We start from the raw sequence: 17689 nt of genomic DNA, 5'->3' as shown, positions 1-17689 counted from the left end.
AGATTCCCTTCGACGGCTCGGCTTCGTCGCCCCAGCACATCGCGGCGGGCGGGCCCGTCACCACCGTGCGGGCCACCGTTCCCGCCGGTGCGGATGGCCGCAGGAAATATGCGGATAACCTCATAGACGTTCCCCCCGAACGCTCGTCACGATGGGGCCCTATGAGTTCCAGGTCGGTGGCCGCGCCGCTGGCGTTGATCGCCGCCGGCGGGGTGGTGGCCGGCCCGCTCCTGGAGAGTGGCCTGCCCGCCCCGCCACAGCAGTGGGCGTTCATCGTGCTCTCCCTGCCGCTGCCCGCGCTGGGCTGGCTGCTGGCCGCCAGGCGTCCTGAGCTGCGTTACGGCTGGTTGCTGCTGGCCGCCGCCCTGGCGCTCGGGCTCGGCGTGCTCGGCATCGGCCTGTCGGCCCGTGGTGACGGGCACGCGCTCCTCACCGCCCTCGGCTCGCTCAACGCCGTCTTCTACGGGCTCACCTGGATCTTCGTGCCGCTGCTGTTCCCCGACGGGCGGCTGCCCTCACGCCGGTGGCGGGCCGTGGCGTGGATCTCGGGCGGCGCGATCGCCCTGCACACCGTGGGCAACATGGCCTTCGGCTACGACCCGTACCATCCGCCCAGCGGGGCGCTGTCGGCCACGCAGTGGGCCGGTGTCTGGGCGTCGTCGGCCGGTCAGCTCGTCACCTGGGTCATGTCGGTGATCGTGTTCTGCGGCCTGGTCGTCCGGTGGCGGCGCAGCGGGCGAGCCGAGCGCGGGCAGTACGCCTGGATGGTCGGCGGCATGACCATGACCGCCGCGGGAGCGGTGCTGCTGTCGCTGTTCCACTTCGCCGGACCGGGCTACGGGGTCGCCGGGCTGGTCGGGCTCATGGCCGTGGTGGGGTCGCTGCCGGCCGCCATCGCGGTGGCGGTGGTGCGGCACCGGCTGCTCGACGTCCGCGTCGGGCTGCGCGGCTCGCGCCTGCACCTGGTCTTCGACCTGCGGCCCACGGTGGACGAGGTGCTGTCCGACCTCGGCACGGCGCTGCGCGAGACGCCCGAGCCGGTGGAGCAGCTCGGCCGGCTGGCGGCGGCGGTGCGCACCGGGCTGGACCTGCGGTGGGCGGCGGTCACCCTGCCGGACGGCACCCGCGTGGTCGCCGGCCACCAGGAGGGCGCCGCGGTGCTGGAGCTGCCGGTGCGCGGCGGGCGCATCGAGTGCGGCCCCCGGCAGGCGGGCCCGCTGACCCGGGTGGACAGGAGACTCCTGGAGGCGCTGGCCGTGCCCGCCGGGCTGGCCATCCAGAGCGCCGGCCTGGTCACCAGGCTGGTCAACGCCCAGGAGGCCGAGCGCCGCCGCATCGAGCGCAACATCCACGACGGCGTGCAGCAGCAACTCGTCGCGCTCATCGCCGGCCTGGAGCTGGCCAGGGCGACCGGCGCGGGCCCCGACATGCTCGCGAACCTGCGCGAGCAGGCCCGCCAGACCCTCACCGACCTGCGCGAGCTGGCCGCCGGCATCCACCCGTCCGCGCTCAGCCAGGGCGGCCTGGTGGAGGCGGTGGAGGAGCGCTGCTCGCGCCTGCCCGTACGGACGACGGTGACCTCTCCCCCGCCGCTGCGGGCCAGGCGCTTCGCCGACGAGATCGAGGGCGCGATGTACTTCACGGTGAGCGAGGCCGTGGCGAACGCGCTCAAGCACGCGAGCGCGGCCACCATCGAGGTGGGCCTGACGCTGGACGGCGGCCGGCTGCGCGCCACCGTGACCGACGACGGCAAGGGCTTCGACCCGGCCACGCCCGCCCGCCGGGGGCTGGCCACGCTGGAGGACCGGCTCGACGCGCTCGGCGGCAGCCTGGCAGTGGAAAGCGAGCCGGGGAAGGGGACACGGGTGGAGGCATGGGTGCCGGTCGATGGGTGAGCTGATCCGTACGGTGGTGGCGGACGACCACTACCTGGTGCGTGAGGGCACCCGTCAGTTGCTCGAGATGTCGGGCGAGGTGGCGGTCGTGGGCGCGGTGGGCGACGCCGACGAGCTGCTCGACGCCGTGCGCAGGCTCGGCCCCGACGTGGTGATCACCGACATCCGGATGCCGGGCGGCGAGTGGCGGCAGGGCTTCGAGGGCATCGACGCCGCCCACCGCATCCGCTCCGCGCATCCGGGCGTCGGGGTGGTGGTGCTGTCGCAGTTCTCGGACGCGCTGTTCGCGTTCGAGCTGTTCAAGCACGGCACCGAGGGTTACGCGTACCTGCTCAAGGACCGGGTCGGCGACCTCGACGAGCTGCTCGGGGCGATCAGGGCGGTGGCCGCGGGCGGCTCGGTCATCGACCCGAAGGTGGTCGAGGGCCTGCTGGCCAGGCGCGATGTGCGGGGCCAGCAGGAGGCGCTGACCGCCCGCGAGCGGGACGTGCTGCGTGAGATGGCACACGGCCGGACGAACTCCGCCATCGCCCGCGCCCTGCACCTGTCGATCTCGTCGGTGGAGAAGAACGTGAACGCCATCTTCACCAAGCTCGGCCTGGAGAACAGCGGCGACGTGCACCGGCGGGTGGCGGCGGTCCTGGCCTACCTGGGGCCCGAGCCGCCGCAGCAGGTCGCGGCCGAGCCGCCTCAGCGGTAGGCGAGCCGGCGGAGCAGGATCTCGGCCGGGCCGCGGTAGCCGACACGGCGCATGAGGTCGGCGAGCAGCAGCGAGACCAGCCACGTGCCCGCCCCCAGCAGCGTGGCGCCGAACAGGCCGAGGTCGTCCTGCAAGCCGAGCCCGTACGGGTAGAACAGGACGACGAACGCGATGGACTGGAAGAGGTACAGGCTCATCGAGCGCCGGCCGAGAGACTCGACCATCGTGGTGAGCCGGTCGCGCCGTCGCCCCGCGCGGATCGCGACGAGGGCGACGACGGCCGCCATGCCGATGCCGCCGGCGTACCCGGCGAGGGGTTGCGCCGCCGCGGCGGCCCACAGAGCAGCCGCTGACGGCTCCGCCCACGCGCCGACCTGCACGAGGGCGACGGGCAGGGAGCCGGCGACGGACACGGCGGTGGTGATCACGGCGACGCGGGCCAGGAGGCGGCGGTGCCGTGCGGGCTCGTCCAGGTAGCGGCGGCGCGCCGCCCACATGCCCAGCACCACGCCGGGGACGACGATGAGAGTGCCTGCCGCCAGGCTGATCGGCCAGACCGTGAGCCGTTCGGTGAGCAGGGCCCAGAAGCCCTGGTCGCCGGCGGCGGCGCTGCCCTTGGTGAAGGTGGAGATGCCGTTCGACAGCGGGAACCACATGCCTGCGGCGACGAACGCGGTGGCGGGGACGAGCGTGAGCCCGGCCGTCCACAGCAGGGCCCGGTCGCCGCGCCGCAGCAGGCCGGTCAGCAGGACGGCGGCCAGGCCGTAGGGGGCGAGAATGTCGATCGGGACGAGCAGCACCACGTGCGTGAGCCCGATGGCCATCAGCCACCAGCCGCGCCGGCGCAGCAGCTTGCGGGCGCCGACCCAGTCGCCGCCCGAGCGGTCGAGCTGCCGGTTGAGGAGCTGCACCAGCGCGTACCCGAACAGGAAGGAGAACATCGGCCGCGCGTGGTTGCCGACGAAGAGGAAGTGGAAGACGTCGGTGATCGCGTTGAGCACGGCGGGGCCGCGATGGACGTCGGTCACGAACAGCGGCGCGTGCGCGAACGCGATGGCCAGCAGCATCGCGCCGCGCGCCAGATCGGGGGCGAGGGCTCGCCCTTCGGCGGCGCGCGGCGGGGCCGGCGCCTCAATGGACGTGGTCATTCGTCACCTTCCTACCAGCATCGGCGTCAACCTCCCGCCGCGCCCGACTGCCTGCGCGACTCCAAGCTCTTGCGCAGCGCGGTGGCGACGGGCTCGACAGGTGCGGCGAGTTGCTCGATCCGGTGCCGGTACCGGCGCGCCTCGCCCCGGCCCAGAACCGCCTTGGTGCCGGCCGCGGCGGCCAGCGCCGCCAGGACGCGGACGTCCTGGTCCACCCGCCCGACCGGCTGGCCCCCGCGGATGGCCCGCCCGACGCGCTCGGCGAGCCTGCGTGACAGGTACGCCCTGCGCGGGACGATCCGCTCCACCGGGAAGAACAGCACCCGATGCCGCTCCACCCTGATCAGCCGGTCGGCGGCCAGTTCGTCGCGCACCACGCGGACCGCCTTCGCGCAGTCCTTGGTGACCCATCGCCGCCACGAGCGCGGCGGCGAACCGGAGATCTGCTCCCAGACGATGGCCCGCAGCGTTCCCGTCCCCGCGTCGGCGGGCTCCGTCACGGCCCGCGCCCTGCCCGACTCGTCGGCGAGGCTGCCCTCCAGCAGCAGCTCGGCCAGGGCCGCGGCGCGCAGCACGTAGCCCAGCTCGCCGCGGTTCGTCAGCCGCTCCTTGCGCAGGTCGAAGGCCAGCAGGAAGGCCGAGCGGGTCAGCGTCTCATCCTGCTTCACCGGCGTCTCCATCCGCTTGCTCCCCTTCTTCCTCTTCTTCCGACTCCCTGCGCGGCCGGCCCCGCGGTCGCATCCGCCCGACCCCCTCGGGCAGCCGCCCGGCCTCTGACAGCGCCCTGCGCAGCAGGAACTCGATCTGGGAGTTCGTGCTGCGCAGCTCGTCGGACGCCCATCTGGCCAGCGCGTCGTGGACCACCGGGTCGAGCCGCAGCAGGAGTTTCTTGCGCTCGATCATCACTGGTACAGCGTGCCCGTGTTGACCACGGGCTGGGTGTCGCGATCACCCACCAGCACCACGAGCAGGTTGCTGACCATGGCCGCCTTGCGCTCCTCGTCCAGCTCCACCACGTCGTGCTCGGCGAGCTTCTCCAGCGCCATCTCCACCATGCCGACGGCGCCCTCGACGATCCGCTGCCTGGCGGCCACCACCGCGCCGGCCTGCTGGCGGCGCAGCATCGCGTGCGCGATCTCCGGCGCGTACGCCAGGTGGATGATGCGCGACTCGATGACCTTGACCCCGGCGGAGGCGACCCTGGCGGCGATCTCCGTGGAGAGCTGGTCGTTGATCTCCTCGGCGTTGTCGCGCAGCGACAGCCGCGGCTCGCCGTGCGAGTCGTACGGGTACGTGCCCGCGATGTGCCGCACCGCCGTCTCGGCCTGGATGGCCACGAACTCCACGAAGTCGTCCACCTCGAACACGGCCTGCGCGGTGTCCTGCACCTGCCAGACGACCACGGTCGCGATCTGGATGGGGTTGCCGTCGGCGTCGTTGACCTTGGTGACGTCCGTCTCGTGGTTGCGGATCCTGGTGGAGACCCGGCGGCGGCCGGTGATCGGGTTGACCCACTGGAAGCCGGGGGTGCGCAGGGTGCCGACGTACCGGCCGAGGAGCTGCACCACCCTGGCCTCGCCGGGGGCGACCGCCGTGAGGCCGAAGAACATGATGAACGCGACGACGGCCACCAGGACTCCCGCGATCAGCGCCCCGAGCCCGGCCGCCGGGGAGCCCGTGGCCAGCATGACGATGCCCAGGACGATCAGCGCCAGGCCGGCCAGCTCCAGCAGCGTCGCCACGCTCAGCATCACGAACCCGTTGGCGGCCTTGACCGGGCGCTCGTGGGTGTGAGGTTCGGGCATGTCCACCACGCCGCCGTCGAGGACGCCCTCACTCGATGTGTCCGTCATCGTCTTCCCTCCCCTTGCTAGTGTGACTTCATCTTGCTAGCAAAGTGATATCACTTTTTTGAAGGCGGGGGAAGGGGGTGGTAGGGCTGGCCCTACCGGGCTTCCGGGTGACGGCGGCAATGCCGGGCCCGACCGGCCGCCTTTAGGGTTTGTGCCATGAGGAGAACGACGCTGATCGCGGGCCTGCTCGGGCTCGCCGCGGTGCTGACCGGCTGCGGGCTGGGTGAGCACAACCAGGACACCGTGACGTACGACGTCACGGACAAGGTGGCGGGCCTGCGCGTCGAGGCCGACTCCGGCACCGTCGAGGTCATCGAGTCCGATCGCGAGGGCATCCACGTCAGCGAGCGGCTCACCTGGCGCAAGGAGAAGCCCAAGACCACCCACGCGGTACGCGGCGACACGCTGGAGCTGTCGTTCACCTGCCCCACGAGCTGGGGGCTCGGGGCCGCCGGGGTGTCGTGCGACGTGAGCTACCGGGTGGAGGTGCCCAAGGGGCTGCGCGTCAAGGCGGGCACCGACTCCGGCGACCTCACCCTGACGGACCTGTCGGGCGAAATCGAGGCCACGAGCGACTCGGGCGCCATCGTGGCGGGCGGGCTGACCGGCAAGCGGCTCGTCGCGCGGACGGACTCGGGCGACATGACGCTGACCTTCACCGGGCAGCCCGACAAGGTCACGACCACCACCGACTCGGGGAGCACCCAGATTCACGTGCCGCGGGGGCCGTACAACGTGGTGGCCAAGACGGACTCGGGCGGCAAGGCGATCACCACCGACAGCGACGCCTCGGCGCCGCGCTCGATCGAGCTGACCAGCGACTCGGGCGACCTGGCGGTCTCGACCCCCTGACCGCCAGGGCCGCCCGGCGGCTCAGCCCTGCGAGTAGACGACGATCGACACCGCGATGTACTGCACCAGGTAGGCGGCGATCGTGAACGCGTGGAAGACCTCGTGGAAGCCGAACCAGCGGGGTGACGGGTCGGGGCGGCGCAGGCCGTACACGATGGCGCCGGCCGAGTAGAAGACGCCGCCCACCGCCACCAGCACCACGGCCGCGACCCCCGCGCCCTCCAGCAGTTGCGGCATCACGAAGATCGCGGTCCAGCCGAGGCCGAGGTAGAGGACCGTGTAGAGCCAGCGCGGCGCGTTCATCCACAACACCCGGAACAGCACGCCTGCCAGCGCGCCGCCCCAGATCACCGACAACACCGCCACCCGGGCCGCGCCGTCCAGCGCCAGCAGGGCGAACGGGGTGTAGGTCCCGGCGATGATCAAGTAGATGTTGGCGTGGTCGATCCTGCGCAGGAACTCCGCCAGCTTCGGGCCCAGCTCGCTGCGGTGGTAGGTGGCGGAGATGCCGAACAGCAGGGCCGACGTGATGGCGTAGATCGTCGAGGCCAGCCGGGCCTGCAAGGTGGGGCCCAGCGCCACGAGCACGAAGCCGGCGATCAGGGTGACGGGCAGCGCTCCAGTGTGCAACCAGCCGCGCAGCCGCGGCTTCACGGTGATGGTCGTCATGTAACCTACGGTACCGTAGGTTACAACCCATTGAAGAAACGGGCGGCAATAGGAACAGCCGCGGACCTTCCAGACCCCCCGTGCCTGACGAAAACACAGAACGCCAGGTCATCGCGGTATCCGATGAACCAGGCGTGTGACTCCTCACCCTCCACCTCGGCCGTCCCCGTCTTGCCCGCGGCCCCTTCGGGTAACCCCGCCTCGCTGGCCGTCCCGTAGTCCACGGCGGCCGTCATCATGTCCCTGAGCGCGGTCACGACGCCCTCGTCCATCCGCACGTCCGGATGCGGCGTGCCGTCGATCCTGCGCACCTGCTCCTCCGACAGCAGCCGGGGCGAGCGCCAGGTGCCGCTCTGGACGGCGGCGGCGAGCGCGGCCATGCAGAGCGGGGTGGAGACGACCTCGCCCTGCCCGATCGCGTCGGCGCCCAGCATGTCGAGGTCGTCGGTCTCGGGCACGGTGCCGCAGGTCCCGCCGATGCCGGTCGCGATCGGCCGGCCGAACCCCCACTCGTTCGCCGTCCTGGTCAGGTCCTGCCCCGTGAGCCTGGTGGTCGCCTGCTCGACGAACGTGGTGTTGCAGGAGAAGGCGAACGCGTCGGTGAACGTGACGACGCCGCGGTCCACCTCACCGTCGTTGTCGAAGGGCCGGTGGAAGGGGATCGTGTACGTGCCGGGGCAGCCGACCTGGTCCGCCGGGCCGAGCCCGCCCTGGATCAGCGCCGCCGCGGTGATCGTCTTGAACACGGAGCCCGGCGGGAACACGTCGCGCACGGCGCTGTAGTTCTCCCCCAGCCGGTCGGCCAGCGCGAGGATCTCCCCGGTGCTCGGCCGGATGACGATCAACGTGGAGTCCTCGGTGCCGTCGAGCGCCCGCGCGGCGGCCGCCTGGACGGATCGGGACAGGGTGGTGCGCTCGACCTTCGCCTCGGGGTCGCGGCGCAGCAGCGTCGTGGCCGGTCGGCCGGGCAGCTTCGACACCAGCGTCCAGCCGTAGTTGACCTGCTCGAACTCGGGCTTGAGCGGCTCCAGGTAGGCGTCGGCGTAGCTGTCGTTCGGGATGTTGTCGCCCTCGCTGGTGACCAGCTCGGCCGCCGACGTCTCCACCTCCTCCAGCGCCAGCGTGCCGCCGTCCTTGAGCAGCGGGTGCAGCGTCTCCGGCGCCCATAACACCTTCCACGCGCGGTCCCGCACGGCCATCCGCAGGACGCTGTCGAACGGCCAGTCCCCCAGCTCGCTCAGCTTGCGCACCCCCGAGAACGGCACCTCGGCCGCCTGCTCCCCCGTGCTCCGCAACTGGCCGGGGGTGAGCTGCAGGGACACGACGCCCAGCTCGTCGCTGAGCTTGCGGTGCCGTACGGAGAAGTCGGCCGGAGGCTGGAACACCAGCCGCTCCATCGCCGAGACGTTCCCCCGCCGCCAGGCGTCGAAGTACGCGGCGGCCGTCTGCGCGGCGCTGCCCTTGACCCGGTTCGACGCCACGACGGCGAAGGCGCCCGCCCCGGCTATCGCGACAAGCGCGATAACGAGCACAATCAGCCTTCGCCGTGCCATACGGTACTCCCAGGGAGGGGATCAGACGTGGCCCGTGGACAGCGTGAACCGATGCCCGGTCTGTACCCGGTGACGTTCGGCGAGGTCGAGCTTCTCCGGGATCTGGACAGGCAGGACGGCTGGGTGCTGTCCAAGGATGGCGTACCTCAGTCTTATGTAGATCTTCAAGACCCGACATTTCTGGAATTCGAGTATGTACGACTCATGGCGGATGTGATCGACCTTTTGTCAGAAGGGCCGTTGAGTTGCGTCCACGTGGGCGGCGGCGCCTGCTCGATCCCCCGCTACGTCTCCGCCACCCGCGCGGGCTCCAGGCACATCGTCATCGAGCCCGACGGCCTGCTGGTCAACCTGGTGCGCGAGCAGCTCGACCTGCGCTCGGTGCCCCGGCTGAAGGTCATCGTCGCCGGCGGCAGGGAGGGCACGGCCAAGGTCTGGGACGAGACGGCCGACCTGGTGGTCCTCGACGCGTTCACGGGCGCGACGATGCCGGTGGAGCTGGCGACCGCCGAGTACATGGGCGACCTGGCCAGGATCCTCCGCCCCGACGGCACCCTCCTGGTCAACATGGCCGACGGCAAGGGCCTGGCCTTCGCCAAGCGCCTGCTCGCCACGGTCACCGGCACGTTCAGGCACGTGGCGCTGATGGCCGAGCCCGGCATCATGCGGGGCCGCCGCTTCGGCAACCTGATCGTCGCCGCCTCACGCGCCGAGCTGCCGGTGGAGCTGCTGTCCAGAAGGGCGGCGGGCGGCCTCACGCAGGCGCGTTGCGTGTACGGCGAGGCGCTGACCAACTTCATCGCCGGAGCCGCGCCCATCAAGGACGGCGACGCGGTCATCGCGCCCGTCCCGCCGCCCGCCGTCTTCGGCTGACGGCCGGCCCCGGCCTGAACCTGCCCAAGGTGTTCGACGCGACCCGGAATAGTTGAAAACTAAACTTGGTTGAGCCCGGCAGACCCGCTGGAAGGAGCACCCGATGCCCGCCGTGACCGTAGAGAACCCGCTCACCCTCCCCCGCCTGCCCGAGGCGCAGGCCGGGACGCCGGGCCGCAAGGTGCTCGCCGTCGAGACCGCGCCCAGCGGCTTCGAGGGAGAGGGCTTCCCCGTCCGCCGGGCCCTGGCCGCGATCAAGCCCGAGTACCTGGACCCGTTCGTGATGATGGATCAGATGGGCGAGGTGGACTACGCGGCCGGCGAGCCCAAGGGCACGCCGTGGCACCCGCATCGGGGCTTCGAGACCGTCACGTACATGATCGACGGTGTGATGGAGCACCTCGACTCCAACGGCGGGGGCGGCACGATCACCAACGGCGACACGCAGTGGATGACCGCCGGGGCCGGGATCCTGCACAAGGAGGCGCCGCCGGAGTGGCTGGTGCAGCAGGGCGGGCTGTTCCACGGCATCCAGCTCTGGGTGAACCTGCCTGGGGCCAAGAAGATGATCGCGCCCCAGTACCAGGACATCGGCGGCTCCAGCGTCGTGCTGCTGAGCAGCCACGACGGCGGCGCGCTGGTACGGCTGATCGCCGGCGACCTGGCCGGGCACGTCGGCCCCGGCAGCACGCAGACGCCGATCACGCTGCTGCACGCCACCGTGTCGCCGGGGGCACGGCTGGTCATGCCGTGGCGCCAGGACTTCAACGCGCTGGCGTACGCGCTGTCCGGGCGCGGCACCGTGGGCACCGAGCGCCGTCCGCTGAGCGGTGGGCAACTCGCCGTGTTCGAGGGGTTCGGGAACCGGCCGGGGCTGGCGACGCAGGCCGGCAGCATCACGATCACGGCGGCGGCCAAGGAGCCGTTGGAGGTGATCGTGCTCGGCGGTGAGCCCATCGGGGAGCCGGTGGCGCACTACGGGCCGTTCGTCATGAACACCAAGGCCGAGCTGGTGCAGGCGTTCGAGGACTTCCAGGCAGGGCGGCTCGGGAGCATCCCCGCCCAGCACGCCTGATCGACCCTCCGCCCGGGGCCCGCGCGACTTCACGCGCGGGCCCTCATCTCATCGAGAGCCGGGTGGCAGCCGCGATCAGGTGAGCGGCGCCGCTACGGCAGGGTCAGGCAGGCGATCCGCGCCCCCGCCTGGCCCGCCTCGGCGCCGGAGGTGATGGTCGGCTGCGCGTGGATGACGAGGGCGCCGGGCAGCTTGGCACGTTCCAGCGACCAGTCGTTGCGGGCGCTGGAACGGCCCGCACCCTCGGCGTCGGTGGTGAAGTCGAGCCACACCTCGCTGACGGCGTCGATCCGGCCGGGGTGGTGCTGGTAGTGGGAGCCGGAGTCCTCGGGCTTGCCGCCGCACGGCTTGACGTGCAGGTGGGCGCCGTAGCGGCGGTCGGGCAGCAGGCCCTCGACGACGAGCGAGGTGCGGGTCTGGCCGCCGCCCGACTCGATGGTGACGCTGGCCTGGGCGCCCTCGGGGGCGAGCTTGCGGTCGTAGGCGACGGCGCCGGGGTCGTCGGCGCTGAACTCGCCGGCGGAGTTGAGGTTGACCGTCTCGTCCTGCGCGGTCTTGGCGTTCTGGACGGGGGCGGGCGGGCCCGCGCACGCCCCGGCCAGCGCGGCCGTCGCGGTCATCAGGGCGAGCAGGGACGCGGGCACGCGCATGGGACCTCCCACGGGTCGAGCCCCTCCGGCAACGGGGCTCCGAGAGGCCACCACTCTAACGAGTGAGCGGCTCGCTACGTACGGTCATTCGGCTCGCTCGCCGTGTTTTGCCGCGATGTCGTCGATCACGGCGGCCAGCGTGAAGTCGAGGTCGGTGAGGCCGCCCTGGTCGTGGGTGGTGAGCGTCAGGTGGAGGCTGCGCCATCGGATGTCGATGTCGGGATGGTGGTTGAGCTCCTCCGCCTTGACGGCGATCTCGTCGACGATGCGGATGGCGGTGGGAAAGTCGGGCGCGGTGATCGTGCGCTTGATCTCGTCGCCCTCGCGCCGCCATCGCGGCAGGTCGTTGAGCTTGCTCTCGACGTTCATGTCTCTCACGTTACTTCAGGGCGCCCGAGCTGAGCCCCGACTGGATCTGCCGCTGGAAGACGATGTACACGACCATGACCGGGAGGATGGTGATGGACAGGGCGGCGAACAGGCCCGGCCAGTCCGCCTCGTAGCCGGCCAGGGTGGAGATGCGCGCGATGCCCTGGGTGAGCACCCACTTGTCCGGCGCGCCGGCGAGCAGGACGAGCGGCAGCAGGTACTGGTTCCACTGGCCGAGCACGTTGAAGATGGTGATGCTGATCAGGCCGGGCCTGGCCATCGGCACCATGATCTGGAAGAACGTGCGGGTGTGGGAGGCGCCGTCGATCAGCGCGGCCTCGGCGACCGCCACCGGCAGCGTGCGGAAGAACGCAGCCAGGAAGAACACCGTGAACGGCAGCGAGTAGGCGATGTAGACCAGCACCAGGCCGACGTGGCTGTTGAGCAGCCCGACCTGCTTGACCACGAAGAACAGCGGCCCGAGCGCCAGGAAGACGGGAAAGGCCAGCCCGGCCACGAAGTAGTAGTAGATCAGTCTGCTGCCGGCGAACCGGTAGCGGGCCAGCACGTACGCCGCCATCGACCCGAACAGCATGGTGCCCGCCGTGCCGAGGACGACCACGACGACGGTGTTCAGCATGTACTGCCCGATGTGCGCCTTGTCCCAGGCCCTGCCCCACGCGTCCAGCCGCAGCGCGCCGGGCAGTTGCAGCGGGTCGCCGAAGATCTCGGTGTTGTTCTTGAACGAGGCGAGGAACGTCCACAGCAGCGGCGCGACGATCAGCAGGGCCCAGACGGCCAGCGCCACGTGCGACAGCGCGCTCAGCGCCCCGGGCCCCTTCTCCTTACGCGAGCCCATCGCTACAGCTCAACCCTCTCACCTCTGGTCGTACGCAAGGTCAGCACCGCGAACGTCACGGTGAGGAAGAACAGCGCCACGCCCATCGCGGACGCGTACCCGACCTTCTGGTAGGAGAAGGCGGTGTTGTAGATGGTGATCGGCAGGACGGTGGTGGCGCCGTCGGGCTCGCCCTTGTCGCCCGCCAGCACCTGGATGAGCGCGAACCCGTCGAAGGCCGCGATGCCCAGGTAGATCCAGGCGACCTGCACGGTGTCGCGCAGCAGCGGCAGCGTGATGGAGAAGAACAGCCGGACGCGGCCCGCCCCGTCCAGCGCGGCCGCCTCGAAGTAGTCCTTGGGGATGGCGGCCATGCCGGCGGAGAACAGCACCACGTAGAAGCCAACCGCCTGCCAGACCATCACCGCGATGATCGACCACAGCGCCAGGTCCGGCTCGATGAGCCAGCCGACGGGGCCGAGGCCCAAACGGGCCAGGATGCCGTTGAGCACGCCGTCCGCGTCGGGCCGGTAGACGGCCTGGAACAGCACCCCGACCACGGCGACGGCCAGGACCTGGGGGAAGAAGAACACCACCCGGTAGAACCCGGACCCCCAGACCCCCGCCATGCCGGCGCCGCGCGTGCCGCCGCCGAGGTTGAGCAGGAAGGCGAACAGCAGCGCGATGACGATGGTCGCGACCGGCAGCACCAGCAGCAGGATCCCGTGGTTGCGCAGGGCCCGCCAGAAGACCTCGTCCTCCAGCAGCCGGCCGAAGTTGTCGAGCCCCACGTAGCGGACGACCGAGCTGTAGCCGTTCCAGCTCGTCAGGGCGAGCTGGAACGCCTGCGCGTAGGGGCTGATGACGAAGACCGTGTAGAGGACGAGGGGGACGGCGAGGAAGCCGGCGACGAAACCGTATGTGCGCAGCCGCCGCATCGGTCACTGGCTCCGCGTCTGCTTCGTGACCGACTCGTCCTTCTTGACGGCGTCGGCCTTCTTCTGCATGTTGGCGCAGAACTCCTCGGGTGTGACACGGCCGGCCATGACCACGTTGATCTGCTCGGTGCCGTAGTCGAACAGCTCCTTGTACCAGCCCTCGAAGCGGGCCTCGGTGATGATGTTCTGACCGGCCTTGTCCTGGGCGCGGGCGGCGCTCATGAGCCCGGCGGGCAGGTCCACGCCCTCGGCGGCGCCGTTCACGACCGTGACGTTCTTGGTCATCTCGGTGAAGCCGCGCGCGCCCTCCTTCGACAGCATGATGCGCAGGTACTCGAGGCCGCCCTGCGGGTTCTTGCCCTTGGCGGCGACCACGAAGTTCTCGCCGACGCCGACCTGGATGGCGCCGTACGGCAGCTTGTCGGAGCCGGTGACCTCGGGGATGGGGGCGATGGCGTACTCGAAGTCGTCCGGCTTGTCCTTGGCCATCTCGGTCTCGATCCAGGAGCCGACCGGGTAGAAGAGCAGCTTGTTCTGGAGCTGCTTGATCTGGGTCTGCGTGTGGTCGAGGCCGAAGTAGGCCTTGTCGCCGTACTTCGCCTGGACGTCCACCCAGATGGTCACGGCGCGCTTCATCGGCTCGGCGTTCCAGGCGTTGTCGACGAGGTTGTCGATGTCCAGGATGACCTGGTTCCCGCCGATCTTCGCGGCGGTGTAGAGGACGTTCCAGAGCTGGTAGTACGGGCCCTTCTGCCCGGGGTAGGCGAACAGCAGGATGCCCTCCTGCTTGGCCGTCTCCCCCAGCGCGACGAACTGCTCCCAGGTCTGCGGCACCGCCCAGCCCTTGTCCGCGAACAGCTTGGCGTTGTACCAGAGCGCGCGGTGCGACACGGTGTAGTTGAGCACCAGGTCCTTGCCGGTGACCTTGGCGTTGTCGAGCACGGCGGGCGTGACGGTGTCGCGCACCTTCTTGGCCGGGTCGTCGATCGAGGGGGCGTCGAACAGCGGGGTCAGGTCGGCCAGGTGGCCCTCGGCGGCGAGCGCGGCCAGGTCCATCGACTTGGGGCCCGAGTTGTTGATCACGTCGGGCGGGTCGCCGGCGACCAGGCGGGGGCGGAGCTGGGTGCCGATCTCCTGGGTGGCCGTGTGCGTGATCGCGGCTTCGGGGAACGTCTTCTTGTACAGCTGTTCGTGCAGGTCCTTGGCGTACGCGTCGCCGTACGCGCCGCTGAAGATGGCCACTTCGAGCGGCTTCTTGGCGTCCACGCCGAAGGGGTTCGCCGGGTTCGCGGAGGCCGCGAGCGAGGTGGCGGGTGCGGCGGTGGCCTCGCCTCCGCCCGTGCCTGCGGTGGCGCAGGCGCCGAGCAGGCCCGCGCCGGGGCCGGCGACGAACGCGGTCATGCCGATCCTGCGGATGAGCTGGCGCCTGGTGATCTCGCCCGGGTGCGTCATGGGGGGCTCCCTGAATTAGGAAAGTTTCCTAAACGATTGCCCGCAACGTACGAACGGGCTCCGACGCCCGTCAAGGGGGTGCGATCGAGACGTGACCTTGCCGTGATGCCTTGCCTAGAACGAGGTTCTAGAAGCAGAGTGGGTCGCATGATTGAGAAGTACGCCGACCGGGTGTGGCGAGGCGACGCGGACGACAGCATCGTCGATGCGGGCATGACGGGGAAAGGCGTCCTGACCGTCGCCGACGGAGTGGGCTGGTGGTCGGGTTTCGGGAACGTCGTCACCTTCGAGACGGAGGGCGAGCTGGTCCTGTTCGACACCAGCAGCCCGTTCTCGGCGGCGAGGCTGCACGAGGACGTGCGCGCGTGGTCACGCGCGCCGCTGACCACCGCCGTCTACTCGCACGGCCACATCGACCACGTCTTCGGCACGGCTCCGTTCGAGGAGGAGGGCCCGCGAGCCACCGTCTACGCCCACAGGGCGGTGGTCGATCGCTTCGAGCGCTACCTGCTGACCAACGGCTACAACGCGGTCATCAACCAGCGGCAGTTCCAGGCCCCGAACCTGCGCTGGCCCGGCTCCTACCGCCATCCCGACGTGACCTACACCGACGCGCTGACCGTGCGGCGCGGCGACCTGACCTTCGACCTGGTGCACGCCAAGGGCGAGACCGACGACGCGACGATCGGCTACGTGCGCGAGCACCGGCTGCTGCTGCCCGGCGACCTGTTCATCTGGGTGACGCCGAATTGCGGGAACCCGCAGAAAGTGCAGCGTTATCCCCGGGAATGGGTGCACGCGCTGCGGCTGATGGCCGCCATGGACGCCGAGATCATGCTGCCCAGTCACGGCGCCCCGATCTTCGGCCGCGACCGCATCCGGCAGGCGCTGCTGGAGACCGCGCAATGGCTGGACTCGCTGGTCACGCAGACCCTCGAACTGCTCAACGCGGGGGCCAGGCTCGACGAGATCACCCATTCCGTGAAACCGCCGGAGCACCTTTCCGACCGGCCCTATCTGCGGGCCCGATATGACGAGCCGGAATTCGTCGTACGCAATCTGTGGCGCCTTTACGGTGGCTGGTACGACGGAAATCCGGCCCATCTCAAACCCGCCCCTGAATCCGTTCTCGCGAAATCCGTCGCCGAACTCGCGGGCGGCCCTTCCGCGCTCGCCGACGCCGCCCTGCGCGCCCTGGCCGACGGGGACGAGCGGCTGGCCGGGCACCTGGCGGAGATGGCCGCCCTGGCGGCTCCTGACGACGCGGGCGTGCACCGCGTACGGGCGGAGGTCTTCGCCACCAGGGCGGCGGGCGAGCTGTCCCTCATGGCCAAGGGCGTCTTCACCTGGGCGGCCGAGGAGTCGAAGCGGCGCTCCTAGTCCTTCCACCAGTTGGGCTCGAGCGGCTGGATCATCGGCAGCGAGTCCTTGGGCACGTCGGCGGGGGCCTTGACGAAGACCATCACGGCGTCGGAGGCGATCCGCTGGACGTGCTGCACGGTCCAGTCGTCCTCGACGTGCTCGGGCTCGACGTGGTAGCCGCCGCCGGTGCCGTCCGGGTTGTCCCACATCACCACGTACCCGACCTTCATCCCGGCCCGCTCCAGGTCGGCGCTGACCCGCGCGACCCGCTCGCCGGCGGGCCGGTAGCCCTTGATGACGCCCGCGCCCGGATCGACGTCGACCTGCACCGGCGTGGCGTAGAGCTCGCCGGGGGCGGCCGGGCGGCCGATCCCGATCAACAGCTTGCCCGTGACGCCGACGGGCATGGAGATCGTGCCGCACCACGCCGAGCGGCAGCCCTCCTCCCGTTGGGAGATCGTGACGCCGGTGCCCGGAGGGAACCGCCCCGACGTGAGCGCCGGGCCGATCAGCTTGCCCACGTCCTGCGGCGCGACCGGGGCCTCGCGCACCTCGACGTCCAGGCCGATCGCCTGGAACGCCTCGGTGAACCTGGCCACGTCGGCGGCGGGGTCGTTGATCTCGACCTCGATCTGCTCGGGGCCGGTCCTGAGCGAGACGGCGGCGTTCGCGTACTCGGTGGCGGGCCCCCAGAACGGCGTCCAGACGACGAGCGCCGCGGCCAGCCCGGCTGCCGCCACCGCCGGCCAGAGGCCGCGCCGCAGCGGCAGGCGGCGGCGGGCGGGCTCGCGCTTCACCAGCATGATCGACTCCATCAGCGCCCGCGCCCCGGGTTCCGCGGCCTGCCCCGCCGGGTCCCCGGCCAGGTCCTCGTCCCGCACGCGGGCCAGATCGGCGATGTTCACAGCCTGCTCCCTTCGAACGCGACGACGCGCGAGTGGTGGACGCCCGCCTCGGCCAGCCTCCGGGCGAAGCGCTTGCGGGCGCGGTAGAGCCTGACCCGCACGACGTTGGCCGACGTGCCCAGGACCGTGGCGATCTCGGCCGGGCTGAGCCGCTCCCAGGCGACCAGCGCGAGCAGCTCCCTGTCGTCCTCCGGCAGGGCTCTGAACACCCGGCCGAGCTCGGAGAGGTCCTCGCCGGGCAGGTCCGCGACGAGCGGTGAAGCGGCTAACTCGGCGCGCAGCGCGGCGGTGCGCTGCTCGTGCCGGCGCTCGCCGCGCCGGTGGTTGGCCAGCACCTTCCTGGCCACGCCGAACAACCACAGCCTGGCCTCGTCCCCGCGCGGGACCGCCTCGATGCGGCGCCAGGCGACCGTGAAGGTCTCGGCCACGACGTCCGCCGCGTCGTCCGGGTCGGGACAGCGGCGCAACGTGTACCCGAGCAGGGGGCGGTACGAGGTCTCGTAGAGCTCCTCGAAGCGCCTCTCGGGATCTTCTCCCACGTGGGCTCCTCACTTGGG

General features: G+C 71.0%; 19 protein-coding genes. 6 read left to right on the top strand and 13 right to left on the bottom strand.

Annotation, left to right across the window (positions count from 1 at the left end; all coding sequences use genetic code 11):
• Positions 1-161: 161 nt before the first annotated feature.
• Positions 162-1895 (top strand): sensor histidine kinase, encoded by a 1734-nt coding sequence (locus FXF51_RS12925; RefSeq protein ID WP_148434558.1) that lies wholly within the window; start codon positions 162-164, stop codon positions 1893-1895.
• Entirely contained in the window at positions 1888-2595 is a 708-nt protein-coding gene (locus FXF51_RS12920) for a response regulator transcription factor (protein WP_148434557.1), read from the top strand. Before FXF51_RS12925 ends, FXF51_RS12920 begins: the two co-directional genes overlap by 8 nt.
• Here the strand turns inward: FXF51_RS12920 and FXF51_RS12915 are convergent.
• From FXF51_RS12915 to FXF51_RS12900, 4 genes are read right to left on the bottom strand one after another with little or no spacing between them, the layout of a single operon-like run.
• Positions 2586-3743, bottom strand: a complete 1158-nt coding sequence (locus tag FXF51_RS12915) for a DUF418 domain-containing protein (RefSeq protein WP_148434556.1) — start codon at positions 3741-3743, stop codon at positions 2586-2588. The genes FXF51_RS12920 and FXF51_RS12915 overlap by 10 nt on opposite strands.
• A 26-nt stretch (positions 3744-3769) precedes the next feature.
• Positions 3770-4411: a GPP34 family phosphoprotein gene (locus tag FXF51_RS12910; RefSeq protein ID WP_222871262.1), complete on the bottom strand. Its 642-nt coding sequence runs from the start codon at positions 4409-4411 to the stop codon at positions 3770-3772.
• Positions 4398-4646, bottom strand: a complete 249-nt coding sequence (locus FXF51_RS12905; RefSeq protein WP_148434907.1) for a hypothetical protein — start codon at positions 4644-4646, stop codon at positions 4398-4400. Before FXF51_RS12905 ends, FXF51_RS12910 begins: the two co-directional genes overlap by 14 nt.
• Entirely contained in the window at positions 4646-5596 is a 951-nt protein-coding gene (locus FXF51_RS12900) for an SPFH domain-containing protein (RefSeq protein ID WP_148434554.1), read from the bottom strand. Before FXF51_RS12900 ends, FXF51_RS12905 begins: the two co-directional genes overlap by 1 nt.
• Positions 5597-5752: 156 nt before the next feature.
• Between FXF51_RS12900 and FXF51_RS12895 the strand changes: the two genes are divergently transcribed.
• Positions 5753-6448 (top strand): DUF4097 family beta strand repeat-containing protein, encoded by a 696-nt coding sequence (locus tag FXF51_RS12895; RefSeq protein ID WP_148434553.1) that lies wholly within the window; start codon positions 5753-5755, stop codon positions 6446-6448.
• Positions 6449-6469: 21 nt separating this feature from the next.
• On the opposite strand, the gene trhA is transcribed toward FXF51_RS12895, so the two are convergent.
• Entirely contained in the window at positions 6470-7117 is a 648-nt protein-coding gene (gene trhA / locus FXF51_RS12890) for a PAQR family membrane homeostasis protein TrhA (RefSeq protein ID WP_148434552.1), read from the bottom strand.
• Between the two features lie 20 nt (positions 7118-7137).
• The gene (locus tag FXF51_RS12885; RefSeq protein ID WP_187414340.1) at positions 7138-8649 is read right to left on the bottom strand and encodes a penicillin-binding transpeptidase domain-containing protein; all 1512 of its coding nucleotides are present in this window, start codon (positions 8647-8649) and stop codon (positions 7138-7140) included.
• A 72-nt stretch (positions 8650-8721) separates the two neighbouring features.
• On the opposite strand from FXF51_RS12885, the gene FXF51_RS12880 reads away from it, so the two are divergent.
• Complete coding sequence (locus tag FXF51_RS12880; protein ID WP_187414339.1) at positions 8722-9543, top strand: spermidine synthase; 822 nt, start codon at positions 8722-8724, stop codon at positions 9541-9543.
• Positions 9544-9646: 103 nt separating this feature from the next.
• Positions 9647-10618, top strand: a complete 972-nt coding sequence (locus FXF51_RS12875; protein ID WP_148434550.1) for a pirin family protein — start codon at positions 9647-9649, stop codon at positions 10616-10618.
• Between the two features lie 92 nt (positions 10619-10710).
• Here FXF51_RS12875 and FXF51_RS12870 read toward each other — a convergent pair whose 3' ends face one another.
• From FXF51_RS12870 to ngcE, 5 genes are all read right to left on the bottom strand, one after another.
• Entirely contained in the window at positions 10711-11268 is a 558-nt protein-coding gene (locus tag FXF51_RS12870) for a superoxide dismutase family protein (protein WP_148434549.1), read from the bottom strand.
• An 84-nt stretch (positions 11269-11352) separates the two neighbouring features.
• Complete coding sequence (locus FXF51_RS12865; RefSeq protein WP_148434548.1) at positions 11353-11637, bottom strand: 4a-hydroxytetrahydrobiopterin dehydratase; 285 nt, start codon at positions 11635-11637, stop codon at positions 11353-11355.
• Positions 11638-11647: 10 nt separating this feature from the next.
• Complete coding sequence (locus FXF51_RS12860; protein WP_148434547.1) at positions 11648-12496, bottom strand: carbohydrate ABC transporter permease; 849 nt, start codon at positions 12494-12496, stop codon at positions 11648-11650.
• Between the two features lie 2 nt (positions 12497-12498).
• Complete coding sequence (locus FXF51_RS12855; protein WP_148434546.1) at positions 12499-13413, bottom strand: carbohydrate ABC transporter permease; 915 nt, start codon at positions 13411-13413, stop codon at positions 12499-12501.
• A gap of 3 nt (positions 13414-13416) precedes the next feature.
• Positions 13417-14865: an N-acetylglucosamine/diacetylchitobiose ABC transporter substrate-binding protein gene (gene ngcE, locus FXF51_RS12850; RefSeq protein ID WP_148434545.1), complete on the bottom strand. Its 1449-nt coding sequence runs from the start codon at positions 14863-14865 to the stop codon at positions 13417-13419.
• 147 nt (positions 14866-15012) lie between these two features.
• Here ngcE and FXF51_RS12845 point away from each other — a divergent pair, with 147 nt between their 5' ends.
• Positions 15013-16245 carry an alkyl sulfatase dimerization domain-containing protein gene (locus tag FXF51_RS12845; RefSeq protein ID WP_148434544.1) on the top strand — a complete coding sequence of 411 codons (1233 nt, stop codon included), beginning with the start codon at positions 15013-15015 and terminating at the stop codon, positions 16243-16245.
• Here the strand turns inward: FXF51_RS12845 and FXF51_RS12840 are convergent.
• Positions 16242-17132, bottom strand: coding sequence for a hypothetical protein (locus FXF51_RS12840; RefSeq protein ID WP_148434543.1), 891 nt, complete (start codon positions 17130-17132; stop codon positions 16242-16244). The genes FXF51_RS12845 and FXF51_RS12840 overlap by 4 nt on opposite strands.
• Positions 17129-17671, bottom strand: a complete 543-nt coding sequence (locus FXF51_RS12835; RefSeq protein WP_148434542.1) for an RNA polymerase sigma factor — start codon at positions 17669-17671, stop codon at positions 17129-17131. Before FXF51_RS12835 ends, FXF51_RS12840 begins: the two co-directional genes overlap by 4 nt.
• Positions 17672-17689: the final 18 nt, after the last annotated feature.

This window comes from Nonomuraea sp. PA05, assembly GCF_008086045.1.
GTDB lineage: Bacteria > Actinomycetota > Actinomycetes > Streptosporangiales > Streptosporangiaceae > Nonomuraea > Nonomuraea monospora.
Note: the sequence above shows the minus strand (reverse complement) of the source record. Positions and strands in the feature narration are given on the sequence as shown.